Annotated in this window: 23 protein-coding genes; 10 read left to right on the plus strand and 13 right to left on the minus strand. The window is 68.2% G+C overall.

Features of this window, described 5'->3' with window-relative positions:
• Window positions 1-10 precede the first annotated feature (10 nt).
• The 4 genes from D0D37_RS21865 to D0D37_RS21880 form a co-directional block, all read right to left on the minus strand.
• Entirely contained in the window at window positions 11-1,195 is a 1,185-nt protein-coding gene (locus D0D37_RS21865) for an acyl-CoA dehydrogenase family protein (RefSeq protein ID WP_116202427.1), read from the minus strand.
• Window positions 1,196-1,295: 100 nt separating this feature from the next.
• On the minus strand, window positions 1,296-2,918 hold the full coding sequence (gene casG / locus D0D37_RS21870; protein WP_116202428.1) for a steroid-24-oyl-CoA synthetase: 1,623 nt from the start codon (window positions 2,916-2,918) through the stop codon (window positions 1,296-1,298).
• 89 nt (window positions 2,919-3,007) lie between these two features.
• Entirely contained in the window at window positions 3,008-3,493 is a 486-nt protein-coding gene (locus D0D37_RS21875; RefSeq protein ID WP_116202429.1) for a nuclear transport factor 2 family protein, read from the minus strand.
• Between the two features lies 1 nt (window position 3,494).
• Complete coding sequence (locus D0D37_RS21880; RefSeq protein WP_116202430.1) at window positions 3,495-4,343, minus strand: LLM class F420-dependent oxidoreductase; 849 nt, start codon at window positions 4,341-4,343, stop codon at window positions 3,495-3,497.
• A 159-nt stretch (window positions 4,344-4,502) separates the two neighbouring features.
• Between D0D37_RS21880 and D0D37_RS21885 the strand changes: the two genes are divergently transcribed.
• From D0D37_RS21885 to D0D37_RS21900, 4 genes are all read left to right on the plus strand, one after another.
• Window positions 4,503-5,327 (plus strand): IclR family transcriptional regulator, encoded by an 825-nt coding sequence (locus D0D37_RS21885; protein WP_116202431.1) that lies wholly within the window; start codon window positions 4,503-4,505, stop codon window positions 5,325-5,327.
• Between the two features lie 105 nt (window positions 5,328-5,432).
• The gene (locus tag D0D37_RS21890) at window positions 5,433-6,581 is read left to right on the plus strand and encodes a 3-ketosteroid-9-alpha-monooxygenase, oxygenase component (protein ID WP_116202432.1); all 1,149 of its coding nucleotides are present in this window, start codon (window positions 5,433-5,435) and stop codon (window positions 6,579-6,581) included.
• Entirely contained in the window at window positions 6,581-6,832 is a 252-nt protein-coding gene (locus D0D37_RS21895) for a hypothetical protein (RefSeq protein ID WP_116202433.1), read from the plus strand. Before D0D37_RS21890 ends, D0D37_RS21895 begins: the two co-directional genes overlap by 1 nt.
• Window positions 6,829-7,620: an SDR family NAD(P)-dependent oxidoreductase gene (locus tag D0D37_RS21900; protein ID WP_116202434.1), complete on the plus strand. Its 792-nt coding sequence runs from the start codon at window positions 6,829-6,831 to the stop codon at window positions 7,618-7,620. The genes D0D37_RS21895 and D0D37_RS21900 overlap by 4 nt, the downstream gene beginning before the upstream one ends.
• Before the next feature lie 53 nt (window positions 7,621-7,673).
• Here the strand turns inward: D0D37_RS21900 and D0D37_RS21905 are convergent, their stop codons facing one another.
• The 6 genes from D0D37_RS21905 to D0D37_RS21930 all read right to left on the minus strand — a co-directional run bounded on the left by D0D37_RS21905 (window position 7,674) and on the right by D0D37_RS21930 (window position 14,467).
• Window positions 7,674-8,498, minus strand: a complete 825-nt coding sequence (locus D0D37_RS21905) for an alpha/beta fold hydrolase (protein WP_116202435.1) — start codon at window positions 8,496-8,498, stop codon at window positions 7,674-7,676.
• 20 nt (window positions 8,499-8,518) lie between these two features.
• Window positions 8,519-10,003 carry an MFS transporter gene (locus D0D37_RS21910; protein ID WP_116202436.1) on the minus strand — a complete coding sequence of 495 codons (1,485 nt, stop codon included), beginning with the start codon at window positions 10,001-10,003 and terminating at the stop codon, window positions 8,519-8,521.
• A gap of 136 nt (window positions 10,004-10,139) precedes the next feature.
• Window positions 10,140-10,862, minus strand: coding sequence for an SDR family NAD(P)-dependent oxidoreductase (locus D0D37_RS21915; protein ID WP_116202437.1), 723 nt, complete (start codon window positions 10,860-10,862; stop codon window positions 10,140-10,142).
• Between the two features lie 97 nt (window positions 10,863-10,959).
• Window positions 10,960-11,964 (minus strand): ferredoxin--NADP reductase, encoded by a 1,005-nt coding sequence (locus D0D37_RS21920; RefSeq protein WP_116202438.1) that lies wholly within the window; start codon window positions 11,962-11,964, stop codon window positions 10,960-10,962.
• Window positions 11,961-13,607 (minus strand): FAD-binding protein, encoded by a 1,647-nt coding sequence (locus tag D0D37_RS21925; protein ID WP_116202439.1) that lies wholly within the window; start codon window positions 13,605-13,607, stop codon window positions 11,961-11,963. The genes D0D37_RS21920 and D0D37_RS21925 overlap by 4 nt, the downstream gene beginning before the upstream one ends.
• A complete protein-coding gene (locus tag D0D37_RS21930; protein ID WP_116202440.1) occupies window positions 13,607-14,467 on the minus strand; it encodes an alpha/beta fold hydrolase in 861 nt (286 codons plus the stop codon). Before D0D37_RS21930 ends, D0D37_RS21925 begins: the two co-directional genes overlap by 1 nt.
• A 130-nt stretch (window positions 14,468-14,597) precedes the next feature.
• Between D0D37_RS21930 and D0D37_RS21935 the strand changes: the two genes are divergently transcribed.
• Entirely contained in the window at window positions 14,598-15,128 is a 531-nt protein-coding gene (locus D0D37_RS21935; RefSeq protein ID WP_116202441.1) for a flavin reductase family protein, read from the plus strand.
• On the opposite strand, the gene D0D37_RS21940 is transcribed toward D0D37_RS21935, so the two are convergent.
• A complete protein-coding gene (locus D0D37_RS21940) occupies window positions 15,101-16,012 on the minus strand; it encodes a LysR family transcriptional regulator (RefSeq protein ID WP_208720084.1) in 912 nt (303 codons plus the stop codon). The two genes, D0D37_RS21935 and D0D37_RS21940, sit on opposite strands and share 28 nt — an antisense overlap.
• Before the next feature lie 462 nt (window positions 16,013-16,474).
• On the opposite strand from D0D37_RS21940, the gene D0D37_RS21945 reads away from it, so the two are divergent.
• Both D0D37_RS21945 and D0D37_RS21950 read left to right on the plus strand, forming a co-directional pair.
• Window positions 16,475-16,873, plus strand: a complete 399-nt coding sequence (locus D0D37_RS21945) for a DUF1508 domain-containing protein (RefSeq protein WP_208720085.1) — start codon at window positions 16,475-16,477, stop codon at window positions 16,871-16,873.
• A 136-nt stretch (window positions 16,874-17,009) separates the two neighbouring features.
• Window positions 17,010-18,089: a substrate-binding domain-containing protein gene (locus tag D0D37_RS21950; protein WP_162834381.1), complete on the plus strand. Its 1,080-nt coding sequence runs from the start codon at window positions 17,010-17,012 to the stop codon at window positions 18,087-18,089.
• A gap of 229 nt (window positions 18,090-18,318) precedes the next feature.
• On the opposite strand, the gene D0D37_RS21955 is transcribed toward D0D37_RS21950, so the two are convergent.
• Both D0D37_RS21955 and D0D37_RS21960 read right to left on the minus strand, forming a co-directional pair.
• The gene (locus D0D37_RS21955) at window positions 18,319-19,197 is read right to left on the minus strand and encodes a sortase (protein ID WP_116202444.1); all 879 of its coding nucleotides are present in this window, start codon (window positions 19,195-19,197) and stop codon (window positions 18,319-18,321) included.
• Window positions 19,194-21,455, minus strand: a complete 2,262-nt coding sequence (locus tag D0D37_RS21960) for a hypothetical protein (protein ID WP_116202445.1) — start codon at window positions 21,453-21,455, stop codon at window positions 19,194-19,196. The genes D0D37_RS21955 and D0D37_RS21960 overlap by 4 nt, the downstream gene beginning before the upstream one ends.
• 134 nt (window positions 21,456-21,589) lie before the next feature.
• Here D0D37_RS21960 and pstC point away from each other — a divergent pair, with 134 nt between their 5' ends.
• The 3 genes from pstC to D0D37_RS21975 are packed head-to-tail and all read left to right on the plus strand — an operon-like array spanning window position 21,590 to window position 24,509.
• A complete protein-coding gene (gene pstC / locus D0D37_RS21965) occupies window positions 21,590-22,570 on the plus strand; it encodes a phosphate ABC transporter permease subunit PstC (protein WP_116202446.1) in 981 nt (326 codons plus the stop codon).
• Window positions 22,567-23,685, plus strand: coding sequence for a phosphate ABC transporter permease PstA (gene pstA, locus D0D37_RS21970; RefSeq protein WP_208720086.1), 1,119 nt, complete (start codon window positions 22,567-22,569; stop codon window positions 23,683-23,685). Before pstC ends, pstA begins: the two co-directional genes overlap by 4 nt.
• A gap of 32 nt (window positions 23,686-23,717) precedes the next feature.
• Window positions 23,718-24,509: a phosphate ABC transporter ATP-binding protein gene (locus D0D37_RS21975; RefSeq protein WP_425266964.1), complete on the plus strand. Its 792-nt coding sequence runs from the start codon at window positions 23,718-23,720 to the stop codon at window positions 24,507-24,509.
• The last annotated feature ends 6 nt before the right edge of the window (window positions 24,510-24,515 follow it).

Consider the following 24,515-nt stretch of genomic DNA (forward strand, 5'->3'; position numbering starts at 1 on the left):
ATAAGAGAGTTCAGATCATGGAGAGCATCGGGCCGGGCGGCGGTTCGACGTCGAGATCGGTCAGTGCGGACGCGTGGAACACCGAGCCGGGCACGTGAATCGCGTGCGCCAGGCCCATGTGGCCGTCGCGCCAGAACCGCTGGATCGGGTTGTCCATCCGCAGGCCGTTGCCGCCGCTGCGGGCGACCACCTCGTCCATCGCGCGCACCGCCCGCCACGCCGCCGCGACCTGGGTGCGACGCGACGCGGCCCGATCAGCGAGCGTGACCGGCGAGCCGGCGGCTGCCTTGTCGTAGAACCGGGAAACGTTGTCCAGCAGGGCAATTCGCGACGCTTTGATCTCTTCGGCGGCGGCGCTGATCGCGAACAGCACGTACGGGTCGTCCTTCACCCGAGTACCGGTGATTTGCACGCGCGTGCGTTGATATGCCAGATGCGCGGCCAGCGCGCCCTCGGCGATGCCGATCACCGCGGAGGTGATGCCGAGCGGGAAAATCGTGGTGAACGGGACACCGTACGTCGGGTTCGTGCGGCCGGATTCGCGAAGCGCACTGCCGTCGGTCATCCGGCTGAACGGGACCGCGCGGTACTCCGGAATGAACGCGTCCTTGACGACGATGTCCTTGCTGCCGGTGCCGCGCAGACCGACGACGTCCCAGGTGTCCTCGACGATTTCGTAGTCCGCGCGAGGCAGGATCACGTGGTAATTCCGGGGCGGCTGCACGACATTGCCGTCTGCGTCGCCGAGGAAGCCGCCGAGGAAAATCCAGTCGCAGTGGTCGGTCCCGGACGAGAACTGCCACCGTCCATTGAAGACATACCCACCATCGACCGGCTTCAGCACGCCCATCGGCGCGTACGGCGAGGCAATCCAGGTGTCGTCGTCAGCACCCCAGATTTCTTCTTGCACTCGACGGTCGCAGAGGGCCATTTCCCACGGATGCACGCCGACGATCCCCGCGACCCAGCCCGTCGAACCGTCGAGCGACGCCAGCCGCATCACCGTTTCGGCGAATTCGCGCGGATGGGCTTCCGTGCCGCCGTAATCGGCGGGCTGGAGCATTTTGATCGCGCCGGTTTCCCGGAGCACCTTGGCCGCTTCGTCGGCGAGCCGGCCGAGCCGCTCGTTCTCCGGTCCGAGCGCGGCGATCTCGTCCGCGCGCTGGTCGATCGCGGCAAGAGCGGGATGGGTCATGGCGCTTCCCTTTCTCCGGTCCGATTGCGATGCGGTCCCGGCTCCCCCGAGCCTCCCAGCGGAGCACACGAGCGCGCGGACGTGCTCCCGGTCAACGGGATCAGGGCCGCGGCACCCGGTTCCGCACCACCTTGCCGGTCACGTTGCGCGGCAACGGTTCCGTGCCGATCCGCCACCTCGACGGGACCTTGAAATACGCCAGCCGCTCCGCCGCGAACGCCCGCAACTCCTCCTCGCCGACCGACGCCGACACAACCACCACCGCAGCCACTTCCTGGCCCAGGTCGACATGCGGCACGCCCAGCACAATGCATTCCCGCACCGCCGGGTGCTCCGCCAGCACGTTCTCGACCTCGGCCGGATAAACGTTCTCCCCGCCGTGCAGGATCAAATCCGAACGTCGTGCGGAGAGGCGAAGCTGGCCGCAGGAAAGGATCCCGATATCCCCGGTGTGCAGCCATCGATCGTCGTCGATAGCTGCCGCGGTGGCTTCGGGATCTTCCCAATACTCGAGCATCGTGAACGGACTGCGCACGCAGATCTCCCCCGCGCTTCCCTCGGGCATTACCTCGCCGAACGCGTCCCGAATCTCCAGCTCCACCGTCGCGATCGGGTGCCCGACAGTACCCGGAGAAGCAGTCAGATCAGCCGCCGCAGCAACGGAAATCGCCGTAGAAGATTCAGTCAGACCGTAGCTGTCGACTAATCCTTGTTCCGCCGCCGGAAACTCCGCGCGCAACCGTTGTTGGAAAGCGGGCGAAGAGGGCGCAGCGCCGAGAGTAAAAGCAGTCAGCGAGGAAAGGTCGTACCGGGCAAGGTTGCCGTGTTCCAGCAGGCGGTGTGCCATGGTCGGCACGACGCCCCAGTTCGTCACCCGTTCGGCCTCGACCAGCCGCAACACTCGCTCCGCGTCGAAACCGCCCTGGTGCAACACCACCGCGCTGCCGTCGGCCAATCGCGGCACGACCAGATTGTGCAGTCCGGCGATGTGGAACAGCGGCACCCCGAGCAGATACCGGCGCGCGGACGGATCCGTCGGGTCGCCGAGCACACGCGCGACTTCGCTGTTCAGACGGTGGAATTCGATCACCGACGTCAGGTTCCGATGCGTGTGCACCGCGCCTTTCGGACGTCCGGTGGTGCCGCTGGTGTAGAGGATGACCGCCGGATCGTCCTCGGCTACCGCACAGGAAGGCAGTGGCGCATCCGGCCGAGAGCAAGCCAGCCGCGGTATGTCCTCCTCGACGGTCAGCACCGGCGCCCCGTCCAGCAACGCGGCCCGCTTCGCATCAGCGACCACCAGCGACGGTCGCGTATGACCGAGCGCGTACTCCAGCTCCGGCCGCGACCACCACGCGTTGTAGCCGACCACGATCGCGCCCAGCGACACCGTCGCCCAGAACGCGACCACCCACTCCGGACTGTTCGCCGCCGCGATCGCGACCCGGTCGCCCTTGCCGATCCCGTGCTCCTCGCGAAGCGCACAGGCCACCGACGCGACCCGTCGGACATGCTCGGCAAAGGTGATCCGACGGTCGGCAGTCACCAGATACTCGCGTTCGCCGTGCCGTGCCGAGGCGGCCAGCACCTCCCCCAGCGACCGCGCGCGATGGGCGAACACCGTCATCGGTACGCCCAGAACCTCTTCAGTGCGCAGTTCGCACGGCCCGCCGGGCGCGGTCAGCGCGGCCACCGCCTGCCGAGGATCGGCGGAGAGGCTCATCAAGGTCTCCCTCCTCGCGCACCGGTGCGGCGTGATTGTGCCTGCTCACCGCCGTAAGCGCCGGGCCGATTCCAGTGACCGGGACCGGCTCAGAGGAACGCTGGTTCGCCGTACGCGCCCTGCCGCAGCAGCCCGGGCGACTCGGCCCGGCCGTCGAGAACCCGGTTGGTGCGCTTGGTGACCTTCCAACCCTCCTCGGTGCGGGCGAGCGCCCAATGGTTCGCCGTAGCGCGCCGGACTACAAAGCGGTCGTCCTGATATACCACCATCAGCGAGTGACATACCGCGATCGCCGTGTCGCCGTCGACGGTCACGTGCGGCGGGCCGACGAAATGCGCGCAGCCGCCGGAAATCCAGCCTTGATGGGCGCTCGACCGCACCATCCGGGCGAGTTGCGCACGGCCTTCGAGGTAGATCTCGTCGACGTCGTACACCCCGTCGTCGGTCCACAGCGCGGCGACGTCCTCGGCCGCGCCGGCGTCGACCAGGGGACCGTACGCGGCGATCAGCCTGCTGATCTCGCGTTCGTCCTCCAGCCGTGCGAGCCGCGCCTCCAACTGGGCGATCCGGTCCACTTCAGACCTCGCTTCCTAGCTCGGCGAGCGCTTCGAGCTGCTCGCAATAGTGGTCAGCGGACTTCGCGGCGATCCGCGCGCTGACCGTCGTCGCACCGGCCTCGACTACTCGCGCCAGCCGGTCCCGGCAGGAGGCCGATCCCGGGTCCAGCGGCCGTCCGGGCGACAGCACGACCTGGAAGCCGTCCGGCAGCTGAACCGCGTCGAGCATCCCCCGCAGTTCCTCCAGCGACAGCCCGAACGGGACCCAGCCGTCGGCCAGTTCCACCGCACGCCGGAGCGAGCGCTTGGTTCGGCCGCCGATCCACAACGGGACTTTCGCCTGCACGGCATGCGGTTCGACGATCATCCCGGCGAAGTCGTAGTGCGGCCCGTGGTACTCCGGCAGCCGCTGAGACAACGCGGCTCGCAGCGCCCGCAGCGCGTCGTCCGCCCGCTCGCCGCGTTGCTCGAAGGGCGCGCCCAGCAGGTCGAACTCCTCCCGCAGCGACCCGACGCCCAGGCCGAGCACCAGCCGTCCGCCGCTGACGGTGTCGAGCGTTCCGTAGCGCTTCGCGATCTCCAGCGGGTGGTGATATCCCAACACGAGCACCTGCGTGACCAACCGGATCCGGTTGGTACGAGCAGCCAGGAAGCCGAAGGTCGCGAGCGGATCCCAGTACGTCGAGCCGCGCTGCTCCGCGACCGGGACCGGCACCGCGACGTGCTCGCTGCAGGTCAGGTGATGGAACCCGAGCCGGTCCGCGGTCGCGGCGATCCGGGCCAGGTCTTCGATGCCCGCGGTGTCCTCCCAGGCGTTCGGGTCCCCCGGCAGCCGGGTCACCACGGGGCTCACGAGGCCGATGTCCATGCCGCCATGCCTACCGGCCGCCGGGCCGGCGCGAGCGGCTTCTCCCGCTGATCGGGAGCCGTGCCGCAGTCGTGACCCGCCGCGTGTTGACGCCCCGGGAGGCCGCCGTGTTACCTTCAAAACTAGAAATGATTTCAATTCGTCCGCGAGGAGCACAGCATGACGGTTGTCGCGATCGAAACGGACTCCCTCGGCACGGATGTCTCGCAGGACCGCGCCCTGCCGCCCTCGATGGTCGAGCGGATGACGCTGATCCTGGACGCCTTCGACGCGCCGAGCACCCGGCTCACCCTCGAACAGGTCGCGCGCACGACCCATCTCCCCCGTTCGACCGCGCACCGCATCCTCGACCAGCTCGTGCGGCTGCAGTGGCTGTCGCATTCGTCGTTCGGCTACGCGCTGGGCGCCCGGGCGTTGAACCTCGGCGGCACCGGCGGCAACCACCTCGAACTGCGCGAGGCGACCGCTGCCGTGCTGCACGAACTGCAGTTGCGCACCGGGATGGTCGCGCACCTGGCGATCCTCGACGGCGCTGACGTCCGGTATCTCGACAAGGTCGGCGGCCGGTTCGCCGCGGTCGTCCCCTCGCGTGTCGGCGGTCGCGCGCCCGCGCAGTGCACCGCGCTCGGCAAGGCGATGCTCGCGTGGCTGCCCGCCGAGCAGGTCGAGGACCGGGTCATGCCGACGCTCGGCCGCCAGACCAGCCGGACGATCTGCGACATGGTGACGCTGCACCGCGAACTCGGCCGGATCCGCGACCGCAACGGCCTCGCCTTCGAACGCGGCGAGTGTTTCTCTGATATCTCCTGTGTCGCCGCTGCCATCCGAGGCCCGGAAGGACCCGAGGCGGCAATCTCTCTGGTCGGTGACGCGCAGACCGCGCTGGAGCGGGTCGCGCCGCTGGTCGTGGTCGCCGCGCGGCAGGTCACTCAGGAGCTGTACCCGATGGTTCGGTTGCGCACCGCCGAGCCCGCCTGGAACTGACTGTCCACAGAGGACAACCAGTCACCGGGACCGCACCGGCGCCGCAACGGCCCGCCGTTCTACGTTCATCCTCGCAAAAGCGGGGCACTGGAAGGAGATCCGACGATGACCACAGTGGAGCCGGCACCGGACGAGGTCCGCGTGATCGAGGCCGGCGCGGCGCCCACGCGGTTCGCCCGCGGCTGGCACTGTCTCGGGCTGGCCGAGAGCTTCGCCGACGGCAAGCCGCATCCGATCACCGCGTTCGGGCAGAAACTCGTGGTGTTCGCCGGCGAGGACGGCAAGCTCAACGTGCTCGACGCGTACTGCCGGCACATGGGCGGCGATCTGTCGCAGGGCACGGTCAAGGGCAACGAGGTCGCCTGCCCGTTCCACGACTGGCGCTGGGGCGGCGACGGCAGGTGCAAGCAGATCCCTTACAGCCGCCGGGTTCCGCTGCGGGCGCGCACCGCGGCGTGGACGACGATGGTGCAGGACAAGATGCTGTTCGTCTGGAACGACCCGGAGGGCAATCCGCCGCCGCCCGAGGTCGTCATCCCGCGCATCGAGGGCGCCACGCGCGCCGACTGGACCGACTGGACCTGGTACGAAACGCACGTCGACACGAATTGCCGCGAGGTCGTCGACAACGTCGTGGACATGGCGCACTTTTTCTACGTCCACTTCGCTTTCCCCACGTACTTCAAGAACATCTTCGAGGGGCACGTCGCCACTCAGTTGCAGCGCGGGTCTTCGCGAGAAGACGTGCGTCCGCCCGCGAAGGACGGGCAGCCGAAGGCTCTCGGCAACACCTCCGTCGCCGCCTACTACGGGCCGTCTTTCATGATCGACGAGCTGACATATCACTACGAGGGCATGGACATCGACGCCGTCCTCATCAACTGCCACTACCCCGTCACCGCGAACTCGTTCAAGCTGCAGTACGGGATCATCGTCAAGCGCACGGACAAGCTCTCCGGCGAGGAGGCCGAGGCGACCGCGCGCAAGATGGGCGACTTCATCCGGATCGGCTTCGAGCAGGACGTGCAGATCTGGAAGAACAAGACCCGGATCGAGAATCCACTGCTGTGCGAGGAGGACGGTCCGGTGTACCAGCTGCGGCGCTGGTACGAACAGTTCTATGTGGACGTCGCGGACGTCACGCCGGAGATGACCGAGCGGTTCGAGTTCGAATTGGACACCGCGAAGCCGAACGCCGCGTGGCGCAAGGAGGTCGAGGAGAACCTCAGCCGCCGGACCAGCGAGCACGTCTGATGGCGGTCCGTGCCGACAACCGGCTGCTGGACGAGCCGATGCGGCCGGTCCAATGCGGAACGTGCGAGGCGTGGCTGAAGGTGCGCAAGAGCAGCTGGTATCAGACGAGCATTCAGTGGGATACCAACGCTTCCGAACGGTGTCTCGAACGGTCGGCCTGTGCCGAGGATTTGTTCCGCGGCTGTCACGCGCTACAGGATTCGATTGACCGGGCGGTCGCGGACGGGGGAATTCCGGTGGCGGGAGAATGAGCATGGTCGAGAAGTACGGGCCGTGGGCCGTCATCGCGGGCGGCTCGGAAGGAGTCGGTGCGGCGTTCGCGCATCAGCTCGCCGAGGCCGGGATCAATCTGGTGCTGATCGCGCGCAAGCCTGAACCGTTGGCGGGGACTGCCGCCGCGGTACAAGCGCTGGGCGTGGAAGTTCGTACTGTGCAAGTGGATCTGCTCGATCCGGCGGCGCTCTCGGCGATCCGGGAAGTGACGGACGGGCTTGACGTCGGGTTGCTGATCTTCAACGCGGGCGCGAACAGTTACGGGCATGAGTTCGTGACCGGGGATCTGACGCGGGTGCGCGGGGTGATTGACCTGAACATCACCGCGCAGCTCGCGTTGACATATCACTTCGGCGCGCTGATGGCAGCACGCGGGCGCGGTGGAATCGTTCTGGTGGGCTCGCTGGCCGGGTATCTGGGACAGGCGGAGATCAGCGTCTACTCCGCCGTGAAGGCGTTCAGCCGGGTGTTCGCCGAGGGGCTGTGGCTGGAGATGCGGGAGCGCGGCGTGGACGTGCTGGAGCTGGTCCTGGGCGTGACCCGGACACCGGCGATGGAGCGGGCCGGGCTGGCGTTCGATCTGCCTGGGCTGAACGTCGCCGAGCCGGAGGACGTCGCGCGGGAAGGACTGGCGCATCTGGCGGACGGGCCGGTGTGGGTGGCAGGCGGGAATTTCGCAACCGCGCAGAAGCGAAGCGGGTTCCCGCGAGCGGAACTGGCGCTGGCCGCGCACGAGGCGACGCGGAAGCTGCTCCCGTCGCGATAGTCAACGTTCCGTGAAGGGCTCCTTGAGGGAATCTGATTCCCTCAAGGAGCCCTTCACGGACCGGCCAAGAACCCGCTCACCGCAGCGTGGAAGCCGGTCGGGTCCTCCACCCACGGCAGATGACCGGCTGGCAGCCGCACCCGCGACACCACCGGCAACGCCCGCTCCAGCGAGTCCACCGCCCAGCGCGGCCGGATGTCCGCGGTTCCGTCCACGATCAGAGTCGGCACCTTCAGCAATTCGCACTGGCCACGCAGGTCTGGCGAACGCTCGCCGTTCAAAACCGCGTTGCACTCGAAATTCACGCCGAACCACGGGTCAGCCATGGCTTCGGCGTTCTCCAGCGCGTGCCTCCGGTCGGCGAAGTCGGCTGACCACTGCACGACGCAGTACTCCCGGTCCTCCTCCGCAGTGCGTTCCCGGGTCCGCAATGACTCCCAGCGCGTCCGGCGTTCGCCGAGCGCAGCGCGGAGGTTGCGCTGGTAGTCCGTGTGCCAAGTCGAGTCGTCGTCGATTCCGGTGCCGGAGACGTAAACCAGCTTCGTCACGCGCTCCGGATGCGCCAGCGTGTAGCGCAACGCCAGCTGCGCGCCCCACGAATGCCCCAGCAGCGCGACGCGGTCCCAGCCGAAATGGGCCAGGACCGCGTTGAGATCCGCCACTGTCCGGGAGATCGAGTACGGACCTTGCCGCTGCGACCGGCCGCATCCTCGCTGGTCCCAGCGGCAGACCGTCGCGGCTCCCGAGAGGGAAGCCGCGACGTCCGCCATCATGTCCCACAGCCCCGGGCCGCCGTGGCAGAAGACGACTGGCTCGCCATCGCCGGTCGTAGCCGCCCAAAGCCGGATACCGTCCTCAGTCCGCACCGCTTGCTCCACGCGACGCAGTATGGCCGCTTTCAGGCTTGCGCGACCGTCACCCGAGCGGCCGTGTCGCTCTCCTCGATCATCCCGCCCTGCGCGGGTTTGCGACCGTGCTTCATCAGCAGGACGATCGCCACCCCGAAGACGCCGACCACGCCTGCCCACAGGTAGGACTGGGTGAACGCGGCGTCGCCGTAGATCACCGCGTGCGATTGGGGCAGCGTCATCCGGACGTGCGAGGCCATGATCGCGCCGGTCACCGTCACCGCGGCCGACGACGCCAGCATCGCGATCACGCCGGCGATGCAGTTGCCCGCGCCGCCGAGCCGCTCGGGCAGGGCGTCCTGCAGCAGGTTCGCGTTGGAGGAATGCAGGAACCCGACCGCGAACCCGGCGACGAAGCTCGTGATCGCGACCTGCCACTGCACAGTGAACATCCGCGAGCCGAGGAACATCACCACCAGGAAGCACAAGCTGGACGCGAGCAGTACCTGGCGCGCGCCGATCCGCTTCGACAGGTAGCCGCCGAGCGGGCCGACGACCATGCCCACCACGCCGAGCGGGAACGTCCACAGGGCCAGCTGCAACGCGGAAAGCCCGACGCCGTAAGTGTTTCCGGGGATGTGCGGCGTCTCGAACATGGTCGGGCTGAGGATGCCGTGCGCGTTCATCATGTACGACACCAATCCGACCGCGATCACCGTCGGCAGGAACTTGCGTCCGACGAGTACCCGCAGATCGATCAGCGGTTCCTTCGCCTTCAGCTCGCGCAGCACGAACGCGGCCAGCAGCAGCACCCCGAGGGCGAACGCGCCGACAGTGGTCGTCGATCCCCAGCCCCACGTGCCGCCTTTGCCGACCGCGACGAGCAGAATGCCGAGGCTGGCACCGAGCAGAATGGCACCGGGAATGTCGAACGAGGATTTGACCCGCACCTTGCTTTCCGGCACCAGCCACGCGTGCAGCGGCAGCAGGACGCCGACGTAGATCGCCATGAACCAGAACACGCTGCGGAAGCCGAAATTGTCGATCAGCCATCCGGCGAGAAACGGCCCGGCGACCGCGCCCATGCCGATTCCGGTGACCACCGAACCGAGCGCGATCGGCACGTACGAGCGCGGGATCACGTCGCGGACGAGCGCGTAGGAAATGTTCACGATGCCGACCAGGCTGCCCTGCAGCAGGCGGCCGATCAGGAGCAGCGCGAACACGTCGGTCGTCGCGCACACGACGCTGCCGAGCAGGAAGATCGCGCCCATCACCAGGATGATCCGCTTCTTTCCGTAGCGATCGGCGGCCTTGCCCGCGAGCGGGAGCACGACCGCGCCGGCGAGCGTCACCACCGAGGCCGCCTGCGCCACGTCGAGGGTCCGGAAATGCGCGGCCATCCCGGGCAGCGCCGGATACACCATGAGAATTTCGAACGTCGCTATTTCGGAGAGCAGAATGATCAACGCGCAGACCGCGATGATCCGCCCGCGGGAGACAGGTCCGTTCGCCGGATTCAGGTCGAGTGCCATGCCGGTCCCTTTCCAGAAGTGATCAGGGGAATCCTCGCCGGAATACGAGGTCCCGCGCTGATGAGGCCGGAATCGACGTGAGCGTAAGCACGACCGCCGCACGGGCCTGGCGCGATCCCGCTCATCGGGAGTTCTCTCAGACGTGCGAACCGCCGTCCACGCGGATCTCCGTGCCGGTCAGGTATCCGGCGTCGGCGGAGGCGGCAAAGGCGATCGTGGCCGCGATCTGGTCCGGCTCCGCCGCGCCCATCGGCGAGCGGATCCGGCTGTAGTAAGAGGTGTCGAGACCGGCCAGCACGTGCTCGCCGACCAGCGGTGTCGCGACCGTGCCCGGAGACACGACGACCACGCGAACGCCGCGGCCGATCACCTCGGCCGCCAGGCTCAGCGAGAATCCCAGGACCGCGGCTTTGCTGGCGGCATAGGCCGTCATGTAGGGATTTCCGTGGGTGGCAGAGCTGGACGAGACGTTCACGATCACACCACGGCCGTCGGGCAGGTGCGGCAACGCTTCCCGGCAGCACAGCGCGGTGCCGATCAGGTTCACGTCGTAGAGCCGCCGGAGGTCTTCGACGGTCAGCTCGGCGATCGGGGTGGTGCGGTGGATTCCGGCAACGTTGACGACCACGTCAAGTCCGCCCAGCGCTGTCGCTGCTTCCCGAACCGCGGCGGAAACCGCGGTCTCGTCGGAAACGTCGGCCTGATGCGGGAGGATCCGTCCGGTTTCCGGCAGCCCGGAATGGTCGACGTCGACGGAGAAGACAGTCGCGCCTTCGGCCGCGAGACGGAGCGCGGTGGCTCGGCCGATCCCCGAGCCGCCACCGGTGAGCAGGACTTTCGCGTTCTCGAATCGGTGCATCCGTCGCACGCTGCCACCGGCACCGCTCCCCACGCGGCGGCGATCCCGCTCACCGGACCTCGTGAGTGGCTATGCCGGTTCTAACCGGCATAAACACTCACGAGACCCCGTACGTAACCTTCACTTGGTCCGTCCGCGGCCGGGCCTGGCACGCCAGAATCAACCCGTCGGCGAGGTCCTGCGCATCGAGGACTTCGTTGTGCACCAGGTCCACCTCACCGCTCACCAGCACACAGGCGCAGGCACTGCACGCACCCTCCCGGCACGAGAACGGCGCGTCCAAACCCGCCGCCAAAAGGACGTCGAGCAACGCGTTCTCCCTCGGCCAGCGCAACTTCCTTGTCTCACCGTCGAGTTCGACTTCCACCGTGCTCGCCGGGCCGGACGCGTCCACCGCCACCGAGGCGAACGGATCGCCAGTGAGCGACGTGAACCGTTCCACGGTAACGCTTTCCACACAGAGTCCATTCAGGACCATCGAAGCCAGATCCATGAAGGGGCCAGGTCCACAGAGGAACGTAGCTCGCTCCCGATACGGTGCCGTCAACGCCCGAAGCCCGGCCTCGGTCGGCAACCCCTGCACTGACTCCAGCCAATGCAGCACATTCAGCCGATCCGGAGATTCCTTCGCCAGCCGCAGCAGTTCGTCCCGGAAGATCACCGACTGCTCGTCCCGGTTCGCGTAAACCAGCGTCACCCGTCCGGAACCGGCCCGCAGACAGGACTTCAGGATCGACATCACCGGCGTGATCCCGCTGCCAGCGGCGAGCAGCAGCACGTCGGCGTCGAGCGAGCGCGGCGTGAACGTGCCGGACGGCCGCAGCACGTCCAGCACAGTCCCCTCGACCGCGTTGTCCACCAACCAATTCGATCCGTACCCGCCTGCTGTGCGCTTCACCGTGATTCTCGGCGGCTCCTCGCAGTGCGGGGAACTGCACAGCGAATAGCAGCGCGCGACACTGTCCTCAGTGGACGGAATCCGTATCGTGAGGAATTGCCCTGGCAGATAGTCGAAACTGCCGTCGATCGGTTCCAGTACCAGCGAATGCGCGTCAGCGGTCTCGCGGACTACCTCGGTCACCCGCACGCGCCTCGCGCTCATGCCGAGCGCGCGGCCGCGTGCTGCGCCGCGAGATAGCCGAAGACGATCGAAGGACCGATCGTCGCACCCGGACCAGCGTATTCGTTGCCCATCACCGCAGCGGTCGTGTTGCCGGTGGCGTACAGGCCGTCGATCGCCGAGCCGTCGTCGCGCAGGACGCGGCTGTTCTCGTCGCACACCAGGCCGCCCTTGGTGCCGAGGTCGCCGACCTCGATGCGGAACGCGTAGTACGGTCCTCGCTCGATCACGTCGAGACACGGATTCGGAAGTGTCGGATCGCCGTAGTACCGGTCGTAGGCGGATGCGCCGCGACTGAAATCGTCGTCCACTCCAGCACGGGCAAAACCGTTGAACCGCGCCACGGTTTCCGCCAACGCGTCAGCCGGAACACCGATTTTATCCGCCAGTCCAGCAAGGGTATCCGCGCGATGTGCGATTCCGGCGGCGTAATAAGGCTCCGGAATCGGTGCCCCCGGCAGGATCTGTGCGAACGGATACCGCGCACGAGCCTTCGCGTCCATCACGAACCAAGCCGGCACATGTCCGCCCTCAAGCTGAGCGTGCACGAAGGTGACGTACGGCGCGGACTCGTTGGTGAACCGCGTTCCCTCCGCCGACACGATGACCGAACGCGGGATCGACCGTTCGGACACCAGCGGCACCACCGCTCCAGACGGATGCCGCACCGACGGCATCCACCACGCGTCATCCATCAGCGCCGTCGCCGCGCCGACGCCCAGCCCGGCCTCAATGCCGTCGCCGACATTCTCCCGTGCACCGCCGCTGTGATCGTCCCACGCCGCTTCCGGGAGGTAGCGTTTCCGCAGCTCAGCGCTGTGCTCGAAGCCGCCGGTCGCGAGCAGCACGCCACGGCGGGCGCGGATCCGCTGCTGCACACCGTCGTGCTCGGCCACGATGCCGGTCACCCGGCCGTCCTCGACCACCAGCTCGGTCATCGGCGACCGCAGCCACAGCGGGACCCCGGCGTCCTTCAACGCCATCCGCAACCGCGCGACCAGCGCACGGCCGCCGGTCGCCATGTGCCGGCGCCGCACCACATTGGACGACACCCGCCAGGCCGCGATCACCGAAGCCCACCGGCCGCGCCAGGTGCGCTTGACCATCGCCAGGTCGTGGTAATCCTTCGCGGTCACCCACAGGCCAAGCGGGCCCTTCATCGTGTTCGGCCGCTGGTGCCGCTCGTCCTCGCCGAGGTGCCGGGTGTCGAACGGTTTTGCCTCGACCGACCGGCCCAGCGGGCGGCCGCCTTCGAGCTCCGGGTGGTAATCGGCGTAGCCCTTGACCCAGAAGAACCGCAGCCATTTGCTGCGCTCCAGCAGTTCCATCGCCGCCGGGCCGTGGTCGACATACGCGTCGAGCCGCTCTGCGGGCACCCGTCCCTCGGTGAGCAGGTCGAGATAACGCCGGATCGACGCCCGGCTGTCGTCGTGCCCGGCCGCCCGCAGCGTCGGATTGTTCGGGATCCAGACGCCGCCGCCGGAAATCCCGGTGGAGCCGCCGTACATCGCGCCCTTCTCGACGACCAGCACGTCCAGCCCGGCCGCCGCGGCGGTCAGCGCCGCCGTCATCCCGCCGCCGCCCGAGCCGACGACGACGAAGTCGTATTCCGCGTCCCAGGCCATCAGTCGCCGTCCTTCCGGAGCAGGAACGCGAGAACAGCGCTTTCCCAGGCGTCTTTCTGCTCGATCATCGTCCAATGACCGCAATTCGGAAGAATGTGCAGTTCCGCGTGGGGAATCGTGCGCATCGGGATCAGGGCCATGTCGAGCGGGCTGACCCGGTCGTCCCGGCCCCAGGTGACGAGGGTCCGGGCGCGGATCTTGCGCAGCGTCGCCCACAGCGGGGTGACGTCGAATGCCGCGGCGGCTTGCGCCTGCAACACACCCTTGCCGTACATTTTCTTCGCGCTGGCCAAAGAATCCGCCGCGGTCGCCAGCCGCCAGCGTTCTTCGATCAGTTCTTCGGTGATCAGCCCGCGGTCGAACACCATCGAATTCAGCCACTGCACAAGCCGTTCGCGCGTCGGGTCCTCGACAAATTCGGTCAGCAGGTTGATCCCCTCGCCCGGGGCCGGGCTGAAGATGTTCGTGCCCATCCCGCCGACAGTCACCAGCCTGCGGACGCGGTCCGGGTGCGCGATCGCGGTGCGGGTGGCGACGAACCCGCCCATCGAGTTGCCGACGAGGTCAGCGGCGGCGATGTCGAGCCCGTCGAGCAGGTCGAGCACCGCGCGCTCGGCGGCGGGCATCGGCGGTTCCGCGACCGGGTCGCTGACGCCGAATCCGGGGAATTCCAGGATCAGGCACCGGAAATGCGCGGCGAACGACGGCAGGTTCGCCCGGAAGTTCTGCCATCCGGTGACGCCGGGGCCGGATCCGTGCAGCAGCACGAGCGGCGGGCCGTCGCCTGCTTCGTGGTAGCGCAGCACGCCCCGGTCGGTGCGGAGTTCGCGCAGCGTCGCGTCGTGGCTCAATTCCGGCATGGCTGACCTCTTGCTCGTGGATGCGGGATGCCGCCGAAGCTAGCCAGCCGCCGGACGCGCGCGGGACTCCAGTCCCGGTCACCGAGAGAGCCCGTCTGCGGAGGCGTCGGCAGCTTTTACCGTCGAGGCCATGCAAGCCACCGAAGCACCGACCCCGCTGGAGATGCGCCGCGCACTGAGCCGGTTCGCCAGCGGCGTCACCGTGGTGACCGGCGTCGACGGCGGCGAGGCGCTGGGGTTCACCTGCCAGTCCTTCACGTCGGTGTCGCTGGAACCGCCGCTGGTGCTGTTCTGCGCCGACCGCGGCGGCCGGGCGTGGCCGCGCATCCGCGCCGCCGGACGGTTCTGCGTCAACGTGCTGGCCGAACAGCAAGCCGATCTCTGCGGCCGCTTCGGATCCCGCCACGGCCTTCGCTTCGAAGGACTGAATTGGAAGCTTTCCCGTTGGGACACACCGGAATTACCCGAGGTCCTGCTCCGCGTGCACGCCGAAATCGAAACCGTGCACCACGCAGGCGACCACGACGTCGTCCTCGGCCGAGTACTCGCGCTCGACCCCGGCGCCGACGAGCGGCCGATGATCTTCTACCGCGGCGATTTCGGTGTCGAAGGCCGCCCCGACGAGGTGCCGGGCTACCTCTGGGGCTGGAGCGACCGCTGAGCCTCTTCCTCCAGCGCCCGCACCATCGCCACCGCGGCCTGGCCCGGCTGCTCCCCCGTCACCGCCCACAGGCAGCGCCGCAGTCCGCCGCATTCGTCGCGCACCGGGATCCACCGCACGTCGGCGGGGAGCGAATCCGCCGCGAAGCCGGGCACCAGCGAAATTCCCAGTCCTGCCGCGACCAGGCCTAACCGCGTCGGCCAGGCGCGCACCGCGAACGCGACCGTCGGCCCGGCGATCCCCGGCCACGTCCCGAATTCCGGCGAGCTGCCCGCGCCGACGATCCAGTGCTGTTCGGCCAGTTCGTCCGATTCGACCCAACTGCGCCCGGCGAACGGATGCGATTCCGCGACCGCCACTCCGTACCCGATTCCGCTGCGCAATTCGGTGCGGCGCAAGCTGTCGAAGTCGTATTCCGGCAATCCGTCCCCGGTGACGACCACCGCGACCTCGAGCCGGCCGCGGCGCAACGACTGCAGCTGCGCCGGGGTCGCGGACTCGGCGAGCTGCACTTCCACGCCCGGATGCGCCCGGACCAGCCGGGAAACCGCTCGCGGCAGCAAAACCGCCGACGCGGCCGGAAATCCGCCGACCGAGATCCGCCCGGCCAGCCGGTCGCGCAGTCCGGCAAGTTCTTTTCCTGCCGCGCTCACGCTTTCCAGAACGCGCCCGGCGTGCCGGATCAACACTTCCCCGGCCGTCGTAGGACGGATTCCGCGGGCGTGCCGTTCGAACAATGCGGTTCCAGTAGCGCGTTCGCTCGCCGCGATCTGCCGCGACACCGCCGATTGCGTGTAGCCGAGCCGGTGCGCGGCCGCACTGAACGACCCGGTGCGGGCCACCTCGACCACGACCCGGAGACCGGTGAGCGTCAGATCAGCCATTCCGCCAACCATATCCGAAACGCGCTGCCCGGACGTCCACAGTAGACGCCACCGCGGTCCCCTCCCCTTGGCCACGACGCGAAATACCCTGCCCGTCCGCTCCAGCCGGGATTTTCGCGCCCCGAAGGACACCGAGCGTGCCCCATTTACCTCGCCACAGGTGCCGCCGAACGCCCGAATCGCGGTTGCGGCGAACAGTCGAACTCGCGGCGTACCACTCCGCGGGCGAAACACCGGAGCGGGAACCGGCGATGTCATTGCCAGGAGTGGCGAAAAGAATCTCGAGCGTGACCGTCGGCCGACGGTCTACTGTGGAATGCCCGCACGCACCCGCTGTTCACCGGGTGGCCGTCGCCGCTTAACCGCTGACGGTAACTTTCCGGCGGCGCGCCCGCGATGTCCATTCTGACTGCGACGGCTTGTCACCGGACGGCCGTCCGAGCCGGACTGAGGTTGCGACACATGAAAAGCGCTCGAAGTCCACGCCGGACTCCCCGGTTCCAGCTGATCGGCGGCCCGGGAAACGCGACGAGGTGGCGGCTCCTCGGCACGAACAACGCTTCGCTGGGGCTGGGCACCGTCGACTACCGCAACGGGGAGGAATGCGTCGCGGCGATCCAATGGCTGTGCGCGAACATCCCGCGCACGCGCATGGAACTGACCCACGACCACGGAATCGACTGGCGGTGGACGCTGCGCGCGGGCACCGGGACGATCGCGTCCGCGAGCCACGCCTACGGCCGCAAGATCGAAGCGCAGCACGGATACGAACGGTTCGTCGCCGCGATCGCGGACGCGGCGGAATTCGCGGCGGAAGGCCGGATCACCGACTGGCGCACGAAGTACCGGCTGCCGGGCTGAACGCGTTCGTCGGGCATTAACTGCCGCGCCGTCGGGTGGGAACGCGACCAACGGGGCAGTGTTTGCCGGACCCCGAAAGGTTTGGTGTCGGCCACGGAATCCCGTGGCCGAGACCAGACAGAGAGAGTACAAACTGATGCGTGCTCGTACTGCCCGGTTCGTGGGCGTCTCCGCCGCTGTCGCCGCGGGTGCGGCCCTGATCTTCCCGGCTGCCGCCAGCGCGGTCCCCGGTCCCAACCAGCTTGCCGAGGTCGTGGCGGCGGTGGGTTCCGACACGATCGCGGACGTCACCACCGCGGTGTTCGCCGCGGCCAACAGTTCGGCGGCGAACACCGACCCTGACAACTACGTGAACGTCCCGCCGGTTCTCGCGGGCAACCAGTCTTTCAGCGTTCCGAGCGACGTCTATGACGGCGGCACCACCTACAACGTCTCGAACCCGCCGCCCAACGGCTCCTCCGCGGGCAAGACCGCCCTGGCCAACGCCGCCGCGGCGGGCAGCGGCTCGGTCGATCTCGCCCGCTCCTCGTCCCCGCGGTCGGCTTCCGACCCGTCGACCTTCCAGTACTACGCCTTCGCCAAGGACGGCGTGTCGTGGGCCGCCTCGTCGACCGGCGCGGGAGCCGGCGTCACCCTGACCTTGGACCAGCTGCGCGGCATCTACAGTGGCGCCATCACCAACTGGAACCAGGTCGGCGGCACCAACACTCCTATCGCCGTCTACCTGCCCCAGGCCGGTTCCGGCACGCTCTCGTTCTTCACGAACACGGTGCTCGGCTTCGACCCGACCACGAAGCCGGTCACCATCAAGCGCTTCCAGGAGAACGAAGGCAACACCATCCAGGCGGGCGACCAGTCGTCGGCGATCGCGCCCTACTCCGTGGCCCAGTGGGTCGCGCAGGGCAACGGGGTCGTCAGCGACAAGCGCGCCGGCTTCTTCGAGGGCACCCTCACCGGTGCCGGTTCGGACGGCGCCCCGGTCTCGGGCTCCGCCCCGAATTACGCCCCGGCCTTCGCCGACGGCTTCCTCGGCGCCCGTTTCGTGTACTACGTGCTCGACACCCGCTCGCCGTCCCACGACGCGGCGCTCAACGCGGTCGGCTTCGACTCGTCCGGCCCGAGCCCGCTCTGCAACGGCAGCCTCGCCGGCACGCTGAGCCAGTACGGTTTCAAGCCGCTCGCCCCGGTGAACGGCGTCACCTGCACGCTTTCCTGACCCGCTGAAGCACCGGACCGGCCCGGCCGGGGGATCCTTCCCCTGCCGGGCCGGTTTCGTTGTCCGCCAAGCATCGACCCGTGCCCTGGTCCGCGATCGCAGTCTCCTCTTCGCCGGTGTCCACCGGGCACGCAGCCCGGCGCGGACGGTAAACCCGAGCCGCCTTCGGCCTGTTCGAGCCCGGCAGCTTCCCCAGTGGCCGCAGCAAAAACCGGGGAGAGCCAGGATGTCAAGCCCAGGCAGGCAGCAACCGCCACACCGCCGACGCCGCCAGCACCGCCAGCGCCAGCAGTGCCGGAGTCGTCAGCACATACGTCGACACCGAACGCCAGCGCCGGTACAGCAGCGTCGCGCCCACCGCCACCACCGCGAAGCCGCCGAACGCGAGCACCAGCCGGGCCCAGCCGCTCGGATCGCCAGTACGACCGTCCTGGGCGGCTGCCCGGCCGTTCTGCGGCGTGGGGCGGAAGGGCTTGCCGTCGAGGACCGCGGTCACCACTGTCGCGCTCGAAGCTGAGCCCGGCCACCACGAATCGGACGTGACAAGCGTCAGCCGATCGTTCTCCGTACGGCCGTAGTCGCGGTCTTCGTCCAGGTCGCGAGTCGCCGTGTCGGTCACGGTGTAGACCGACTTCCCTTGCGTCGTCGCGACCACCAGCTTGTCTCCCCGCGACAGCTCACTGAGCCGCGAGAAGGGAGCGCCGTATCCGGAGTACCGGCCGACCACCGCGGAGTTCCCCGGCTGGCCGGGGCCCGAGGTGCCCGGCACATGTCCCGGTCCCGACATCGTGTCGCCCGATTCCACGCCCTCGATCACCACCTGCTGCACCTCCAGCTTCGGGATCTCGAGCACCGCCACCGGCGCGCCGAACTCCGGGGGTTTCGTCACCGGCGCGGCGCCGAGCAACGTGCGGGCCGCGCCCTGCGCCTGGGCCATCCGGCCCTGCAGCGACGACAGCGCCGCCCGCTGGTCATTGCTGGCCAGCATCGGCCCGAGTGCGTAGGCGACGATGCCGAAGCACAACACCGTGGTGACCAGCCAGCCGACCACCGCGATCACCGTCCACTGAGGATTCGAGTGCACCGGGGCACGCAGCGTCGCGGTCATGCGCGGCGTCGCAATGCGACGAGCCGCTCAGCGAGCCGATTCACCCACGAGGGCAGCGGCTTCCCCGCGGTCAGATAGCCAGTCGTCGGCGGCAACAGCACCAACGCGACCAAAGCGAGCAACGGAATCAGCGCCCCCAGAACGCCTGCTCCCGGGAACAGCGGGATCTTCACCGCCGCGGCCAGGCTCCGAGCCTCTTGGACACTCGCCTGCGTCGGCGCCTTCATCGCCAGCGCAGCGGCTTCCGCCGCACCGGGGCCATTCGAACCGGAACGGGGAAGCGGACCGCTCAAGCCGCTGCTCGACGGTGTCCCTCCCGCGGCGGCGCCAGGGCCGCCGGTCGCTGCCGAACCAGGGTTCTGCGCTTCCTTCTGTTCATGGCAGGACGCCGCGGCGGTGCCGGTGCCGACCTTCGCCGCGGCGGCCTGGGCCGCGGAAAGCAGGTCCGGTGTCAGCGGAACGAGACCCGGCCCCAGACTGCTCTGACCGCCGTTGGTCGCGGCCTTCAGGAAGGTCGTGAGCTGGGCTTGCTTGGCGGCTTCCGGCGCACACGAAGCGTCCACCAGCGGGTTCAGCGGTGCGGTCAGGGATTCGAGGTACGTGAGCGGGTACGCCTCGGGGTCGTCGCTGGGGACGATCTGCACCGAACCGTCCTTGGCATCCTGGGTGTGCGCAGCCGCGGCCTGCAACGACTTCGGCGTCGGCGCGACGTAGCCGCCCTTGCCGTTGGGCAGGGCGACCGGGGTCCAGCCGTTCTCGGTCGCGGTGGCCAGGTCGGTGACGACCCAGTTCAGGCATCCGTTGTCGCACTCGTTTCCGGTCCCCAGCGTCACGTTGCTGACCTGCTTGCGGACGTTGACCTGACCGGTTTTCGCGTCGACGTTGTGCACCCCGCCGTCTCCGAGGTTGAGTGCGTTCAGGTCGGTCACCACGCCGACCGGCCCGCTGCTCCCCTCCAGCGGCTGCTTGTCGTGGTTCACGAAAGTCCCGTATTTCCACGCGGGCATTCCGTTCAGCCTGCTGCTGAGCACCAGCGGCACGGTGCTCGTCCCGATTTCGCCGGTGACCCCGAAGAAATCGGTGTTGAACTGCCCGGCGCGCGTGTTGGGCGCGAGGATCGGATTGGTCGGGCCGCTGATCGCGGCCAGCGCCGGATTGCGCCGCACCAACGCGGCGCCGTCCGTGAAGATGCCGCCCCGGCCAGTTCTGTCGGGCGACAAACCGCCCTTGCTCAGCAAATTGGCGACATCGTCCCAGCCGAACTTCAGATTGTCGGCCAGACGCGAGTTCAGCGCACCACCGTCGTCTCTGCGATCTGTCGGCGCCCACCCGACCGCGGCGAGCACCGTGGCGTTGAGCGCCGTCGGCACGTAGCTCCGCGCGCGGACCTGCTGCGCTGCCAGTGTTCCGCCAGAGCCGGTGACCTGCATGTCCGACTCGCCCTTGTCGAACGACGTCAGTCCGACGTCCTCGCTCTCGTTCACGATGTTGACCGGCTGCACCGCCTTCGTCGGCGCGCAGAGCATCTGGTTCCAGCCGACCGCGGTGCGTCCGAACCGCTCCGGCATGCTGCCGGTCAGTGTGCTGGCCCCGACCCCTCCGCAGCCTTTGATCTTGAGTCCGGGAGCGGACGCGCGGAACGTGATCGAACTGTCGAACACCGTCTGCGCGGGAGCGGTCGCCGTCGCCGGGGCGACGATCCGCAGCATCACGGTGCACGGATGGTTCTCGTCGCAGGGGAACGAATACTGCTTGTGGTCCGGGTTGTTCGGCCACTTCAGCTTGTCCGTCTTCTTGAGAGTCGTGAAGTCCGGGTCCAAGACGATGGTTGCGGGCGTACGTGCCCCTCGCGGCACGTACGTGTCGAACACGAGGTCGTGCGTCGTCGCGCTCCGCCCGACGTCCTTCGGGGTCTTGAATTCCACGCCCGACAGTTCGTCGTTGAAGTTCTTGCAGTAAGCGGTGACGCGGGCCTCGACGGACGGATCGTGCACCCAACTCCCCGCTTTCACGAGCGAGTCCCGCAACGGCAGCGGGCACACCGAGTATTTCGCCGTAGCCCCCGCGGGCAGTCCGGAGATCGTGATGCGCAGCGAATCCCCGTCCTGCGCGTTCATCGGATCCGCGCCGGTCACCTGCACCTGATAGTTCAACGGGCTCGGCTGCGTCTGCGCGGACGCGGCGGGCGCGACGGCGACGCCGAGCACCGCGAGCACCCCGGCGGCGAGCACGTGCGCCACGCGTCTGAAGCGGTTCATGGGTTCAACTTCGCCACCGTCGCGCGCGGCGTCAACAAACGGGAACGGAACGCGGGCACCGGTTCACGAAGGCGCCGTCGGGCCTTCGCTGTCCAGCCAACTTTCTCCGCTTCCGGCTCGTAATACTCGCTTCCGTGACCGTCTCGTCCTCCCCGTCCGGCCCCGCGCCGCCGGACCGTCTCGTCCTCGCCGATCTGCCTTCCCGCGCCGATCGGCTCTTCCGCCGCGTCACGAGCGGGGCCGGGCTTTCGGTGCTCGCGCTCTTGATCGTGATCGGCTTCTTCCTCGTCTACCGGTCCGCGCCCACGTTCGAGGCCAGCGGTTTCGGCTTTTTCACCACGATCCAGTTCGACCCGGCTTCCGGGCACTTCGGCGTCCTCGGCCTGCTGTACGGGACGGTGGTGGTCGCGCTGATCGCGGTCGCGGTCGCGGTGCCGTTCTCGGTGCTGGCCGCGCTGTTCATCAGCGATTACGCCAGTCCGCGGATGCGCGGATTCCTCACCGGGCTGGTCGATCTGCTCGCTGCGATTCCCAGTCTGCTCTACGGCCTCTGGGGATTCAGCTTCCTGCGCCCGTACATCACTCCGTTGTCGCAATGGATGACGGACAATCTCGGCTGGTTCCCGTTGTTCGACACGAAACCGGGCGCGGTGCTGTTCAATTCCATGTTCGTCGCGGGGCTGGTGGTGTCGTTGATGGTCATTCCGATCACGACGTCGGTCATCCGCGAGGTTTTCACCCAGACTCCGCCCGGCGAAAAGGAAGCGGCACTCGCGCTCGGCAGCACGCGCTGGGGCATGGTGCGCACGGTCGTGCTGCCGTTCGGCCGCGGCGGGATCGTCGGCGGATCGATGCTCGGGCTCGGCCGTGCGCTCGGCGAGACGATCGCGGTTTCCCTTCTGCTGCCCCAGGTTCCGGAATTGACAACGCATCTGCTGGAGTTCGGCGGCGCGACTATTTCCGGGTTCATCGCCAACAACGCGGGACAGTCCGGGCCTGCGTTGAGCGGTTTGATGGCGGCCGGGCTGGTGTTGTTCGCTTTCACGCTGGCGACGAACTTCACCGCGTCGGTGATCATTTCCCGCAGCCGTTCCGGAGCGGGGGTCGACGCGTGACTGCCACCGAAGTCCTCCCCGAAGAGGAAACCGCCGGGGTGCGTCCGATTCCGGTTCGCCGTCGCACGTCGGCGACCACTCCGCAAGACCGCCTAGTGGCACTCGGCTGCGCCGCGTCGGCGACCTTGCTGACCTGGTTCGTGATGCATCAGCTGCTGGTCTCGCCGGGCTGGCTCGCCGACCTGGTCGTGGCGTACCTGCTTTATCTGGGGATGCTCTACCTCGTCACCCGCGACCGGCTCGGACGGCTCGCCGCGGTCGACAAACTGGTGTCCGCGGTCGTGGTGAGCGGCGCGGTCGGCCTGCTGATCCCGTTGCTGTTCCTGCTCGGCTACATCGTCGCCAAGGGCGTGCCGAGCCTGCGGCTGGCGTTCTTCGGGCACGACATGTCGGCCGTCGCACCGACCGATCCGGCGACGGCGACCGGTGGCCTGCACGCGATCGTCGGCACGTTGGAACAGACGGCGCTCGCGCTCGTGTTCGTCGTTCCGCTCGGCGTGCTCACGGCGGTGTTCCTCAACGAAACCCGGTCCCGTTTCCGCCGTCCGGTGCGGATTTTCGTGGACGCCATGAGCGGTTTGCCATCGGTGGTCGCCGGTCTTTTCGTCTATGCAGCACTGATTCTGCCGCCCGCTCAGCTCGGCTTCTCCGGGTTCATGGCGACGCTCGCGTTGACAATGATCATGCTGCCGACCGTCACCCGCACCGTCGACGTGGTGCTGCGACTCGTGCCGGACGGTCTGCGCGAGGCGTCGCTCGCCCTCGGCGCGAGCCGCGCGCGGACGGTCTGGTCAGTGGTGCTGCCGACCGCGCGCACTGGCGTGAGCACCGCGATCATTCTCGGCATCGCGCGCGTGGTCGGCGAGACCGCACCGCTGCTGTTCACGTCCTTCGGCACGCTTTCGATGAATTTCAACCCGTTCAGCGATCCGCAGGAAAGCTTGCCCCGCTTCGTTTACCGCTACATCAAAGAACCGCTCGCCTCGGCGCAGGAACGCGGGTACATCGGCGCGCTGGTGCTGATCCTGCTGATCTTCGCGCTGTTCGCCCTGACCCGGCTGATCGGCCGCAAACGCTGGTCGGCGCGCCGCACGAAACCCAGGAGTGCCCGGTGACCGAAACCCTCGAAGTCCGCGAACCCGTCCGGGTGCTCGGCGGGCCGCCGCCGGGTGCTGCGGCGCTGGAGGCGCGCGGCGTGCACGCTTGGTTCGGTGACCGGCTCGTGCTGGAGGACGTCACCCTCGCGATGCCCGCCAACGAGGTCACCGCGCTGATCGGCCCGTCCGGCTGCGGGAAGTCGACGTTTCTGCGCATTCTCAACCGAATGCACGAACTCGTCGGCACCGCGAGCCTCGCCGGAGAAGTCCTGTTGGACGGCGACGACATCTACGCCGAGGGCACCCGCGCCCAGCACGCCCGGCTGCGGATCGGCATGGTGTTCCAGAAACCCAATCCGTTCCCGGCGATGTCCATTCGGGACAACGTGCTCGCCGGACTCAAGCTCGCCGGCGTCAAGTGTGCGGACAAGGACGGACTGGTCGAGCAAAGCCTCGAGCGGGCCGGGCTGTGGCGGGAGGTCCGGGACCGGCTGAACTCCCCTGGCGGCGCGCTGTCCGGCGGACAGCAGCAGCGGCTGTGCATCGCGCGATCGCTCGCGGTGCAGCCGAATGTGTTGCTGATGGACGAACCCTGCTCGGCGCTCGACCCGACGTCCACGCGGCGGATCGAGCAGACAATCGTGGAGATTTCGGACGAGGTAACGGTCGTGATCGTCACGCACAATATGCAGCAGGCACAACGGGTTTCGCATCACTGTGCCTTCTTTCTCGCCGGGGAGAACGAACCTGGGCGAGTCGTCGAGCATGGCTCCACTGAGCAGATCTTCGAGAGTCCGGAAGACAGCCGCACCCACGACTATGTCCATGGCCGGTTTGGCTGAGCTGGG

Source organism: Amycolatopsis circi (assembly GCF_003385235.1).
GTDB classification, from domain to species: domain Bacteria; phylum Actinomycetota; class Actinomycetes; order Mycobacteriales; family Pseudonocardiaceae; genus Amycolatopsis; species Amycolatopsis circi.

What these genes read in the sequence shown, in the direction of transcription:
- D0D37_RS21865 (WP_116202427.1), bottom strand. Translation starts at nt 1,195, where the DNA reads ATGACCCATCCCGCTCTTGCCGCGATCGACCAGCGCGCGGACGAGATC.
- casG (WP_116202428.1), bottom strand. Translation starts at nt 2,918, where the DNA reads ATGAGCCTCTCCGCCGATCCTCGGCAGGCGGTGGCCGCGCTGACCGCG.
- D0D37_RS21880 (WP_116202430.1), bottom strand. Translation starts at nt 4,343, where the DNA reads ATGGACATCGGCCTCGTGAGCCCCGTGGTGACCCGGCTGCCGGGGGAC.
- D0D37_RS21885 (WP_116202431.1), top strand. Translation starts at nt 4,503, where the DNA reads ATGACGGTTGTCGCGATCGAAACGGACTCCCTCGGCACGGATGTCTCG.
- D0D37_RS21890 (WP_116202432.1), top strand. Translation starts at nt 5,433, where the DNA reads ATGACCACAGTGGAGCCGGCACCGGACGAGGTCCGCGTGATCGAGGCC.
- D0D37_RS21895 (WP_116202433.1), top strand. Translation starts at nt 6,581, where the DNA reads ATGGCGGTCCGTGCCGACAACCGGCTGCTGGACGAGCCGATGCGGCCG.
- D0D37_RS21900 (WP_116202434.1), top strand. Translation starts at nt 6,829, where the DNA reads ATGAGCATGGTCGAGAAGTACGGGCCGTGGGCCGTCATCGCGGGCGGC.
- D0D37_RS21910 (WP_116202436.1), bottom strand. Translation starts at nt 10,003, where the DNA reads ATGGCACTCGACCTGAATCCGGCGAACGGACCTGTCTCCCGCGGGCGG.
- D0D37_RS21915 (WP_116202437.1), bottom strand. Translation starts at nt 10,862, where the DNA reads ATGCACCGATTCGAGAACGCGAAAGTCCTGCTCACCGGTGGCGGCTCG.
- D0D37_RS21920 (WP_116202438.1), bottom strand. Translation starts at nt 11,964, where the DNA reads ATGAGCGCGAGGCGCGTGCGGGTGACCGAGGTAGTCCGCGAGACCGCT.
- D0D37_RS21925 (WP_116202439.1), bottom strand. Translation starts at nt 13,607, where the DNA reads ATGGCCTGGGACGCGGAATACGACTTCGTCGTCGTCGGCTCGGGCGGC.
- D0D37_RS21930 (WP_116202440.1), bottom strand. Translation starts at nt 14,467, where the DNA reads ATGCCGGAATTGAGCCACGACGCGACGCTGCGCGAACTCCGCACCGAC.
- D0D37_RS21935 (WP_116202441.1), top strand. Translation starts at nt 14,598, where the DNA reads ATGCAAGCCACCGAAGCACCGACCCCGCTGGAGATGCGCCGCGCACTG.
- D0D37_RS21940 (WP_208720084.1), bottom strand. Translation starts at nt 16,012, where the DNA reads ATGGCTGATCTGACGCTCACCGGTCTCCGGGTCGTGGTCGAGGTGGCC.
- D0D37_RS21945 (WP_208720085.1), top strand. Translation starts at nt 16,475, where the DNA reads ATGAAAAGCGCTCGAAGTCCACGCCGGACTCCCCGGTTCCAGCTGATC.
- D0D37_RS21950 (WP_162834381.1), top strand. Translation starts at nt 17,010, where the DNA reads ATGCGTGCTCGTACTGCCCGGTTCGTGGGCGTCTCCGCCGCTGTCGCC.
- D0D37_RS21955 (WP_116202444.1), bottom strand. Translation starts at nt 19,197, where the DNA reads ATGACCGCGACGCTGCGTGCCCCGGTGCACTCGAATCCTCAGTGGACG.
- D0D37_RS21960 (WP_116202445.1), bottom strand. Translation starts at nt 21,455, where the DNA reads ATGAACCGCTTCAGACGCGTGGCGCACGTGCTCGCCGCCGGGGTGCTC.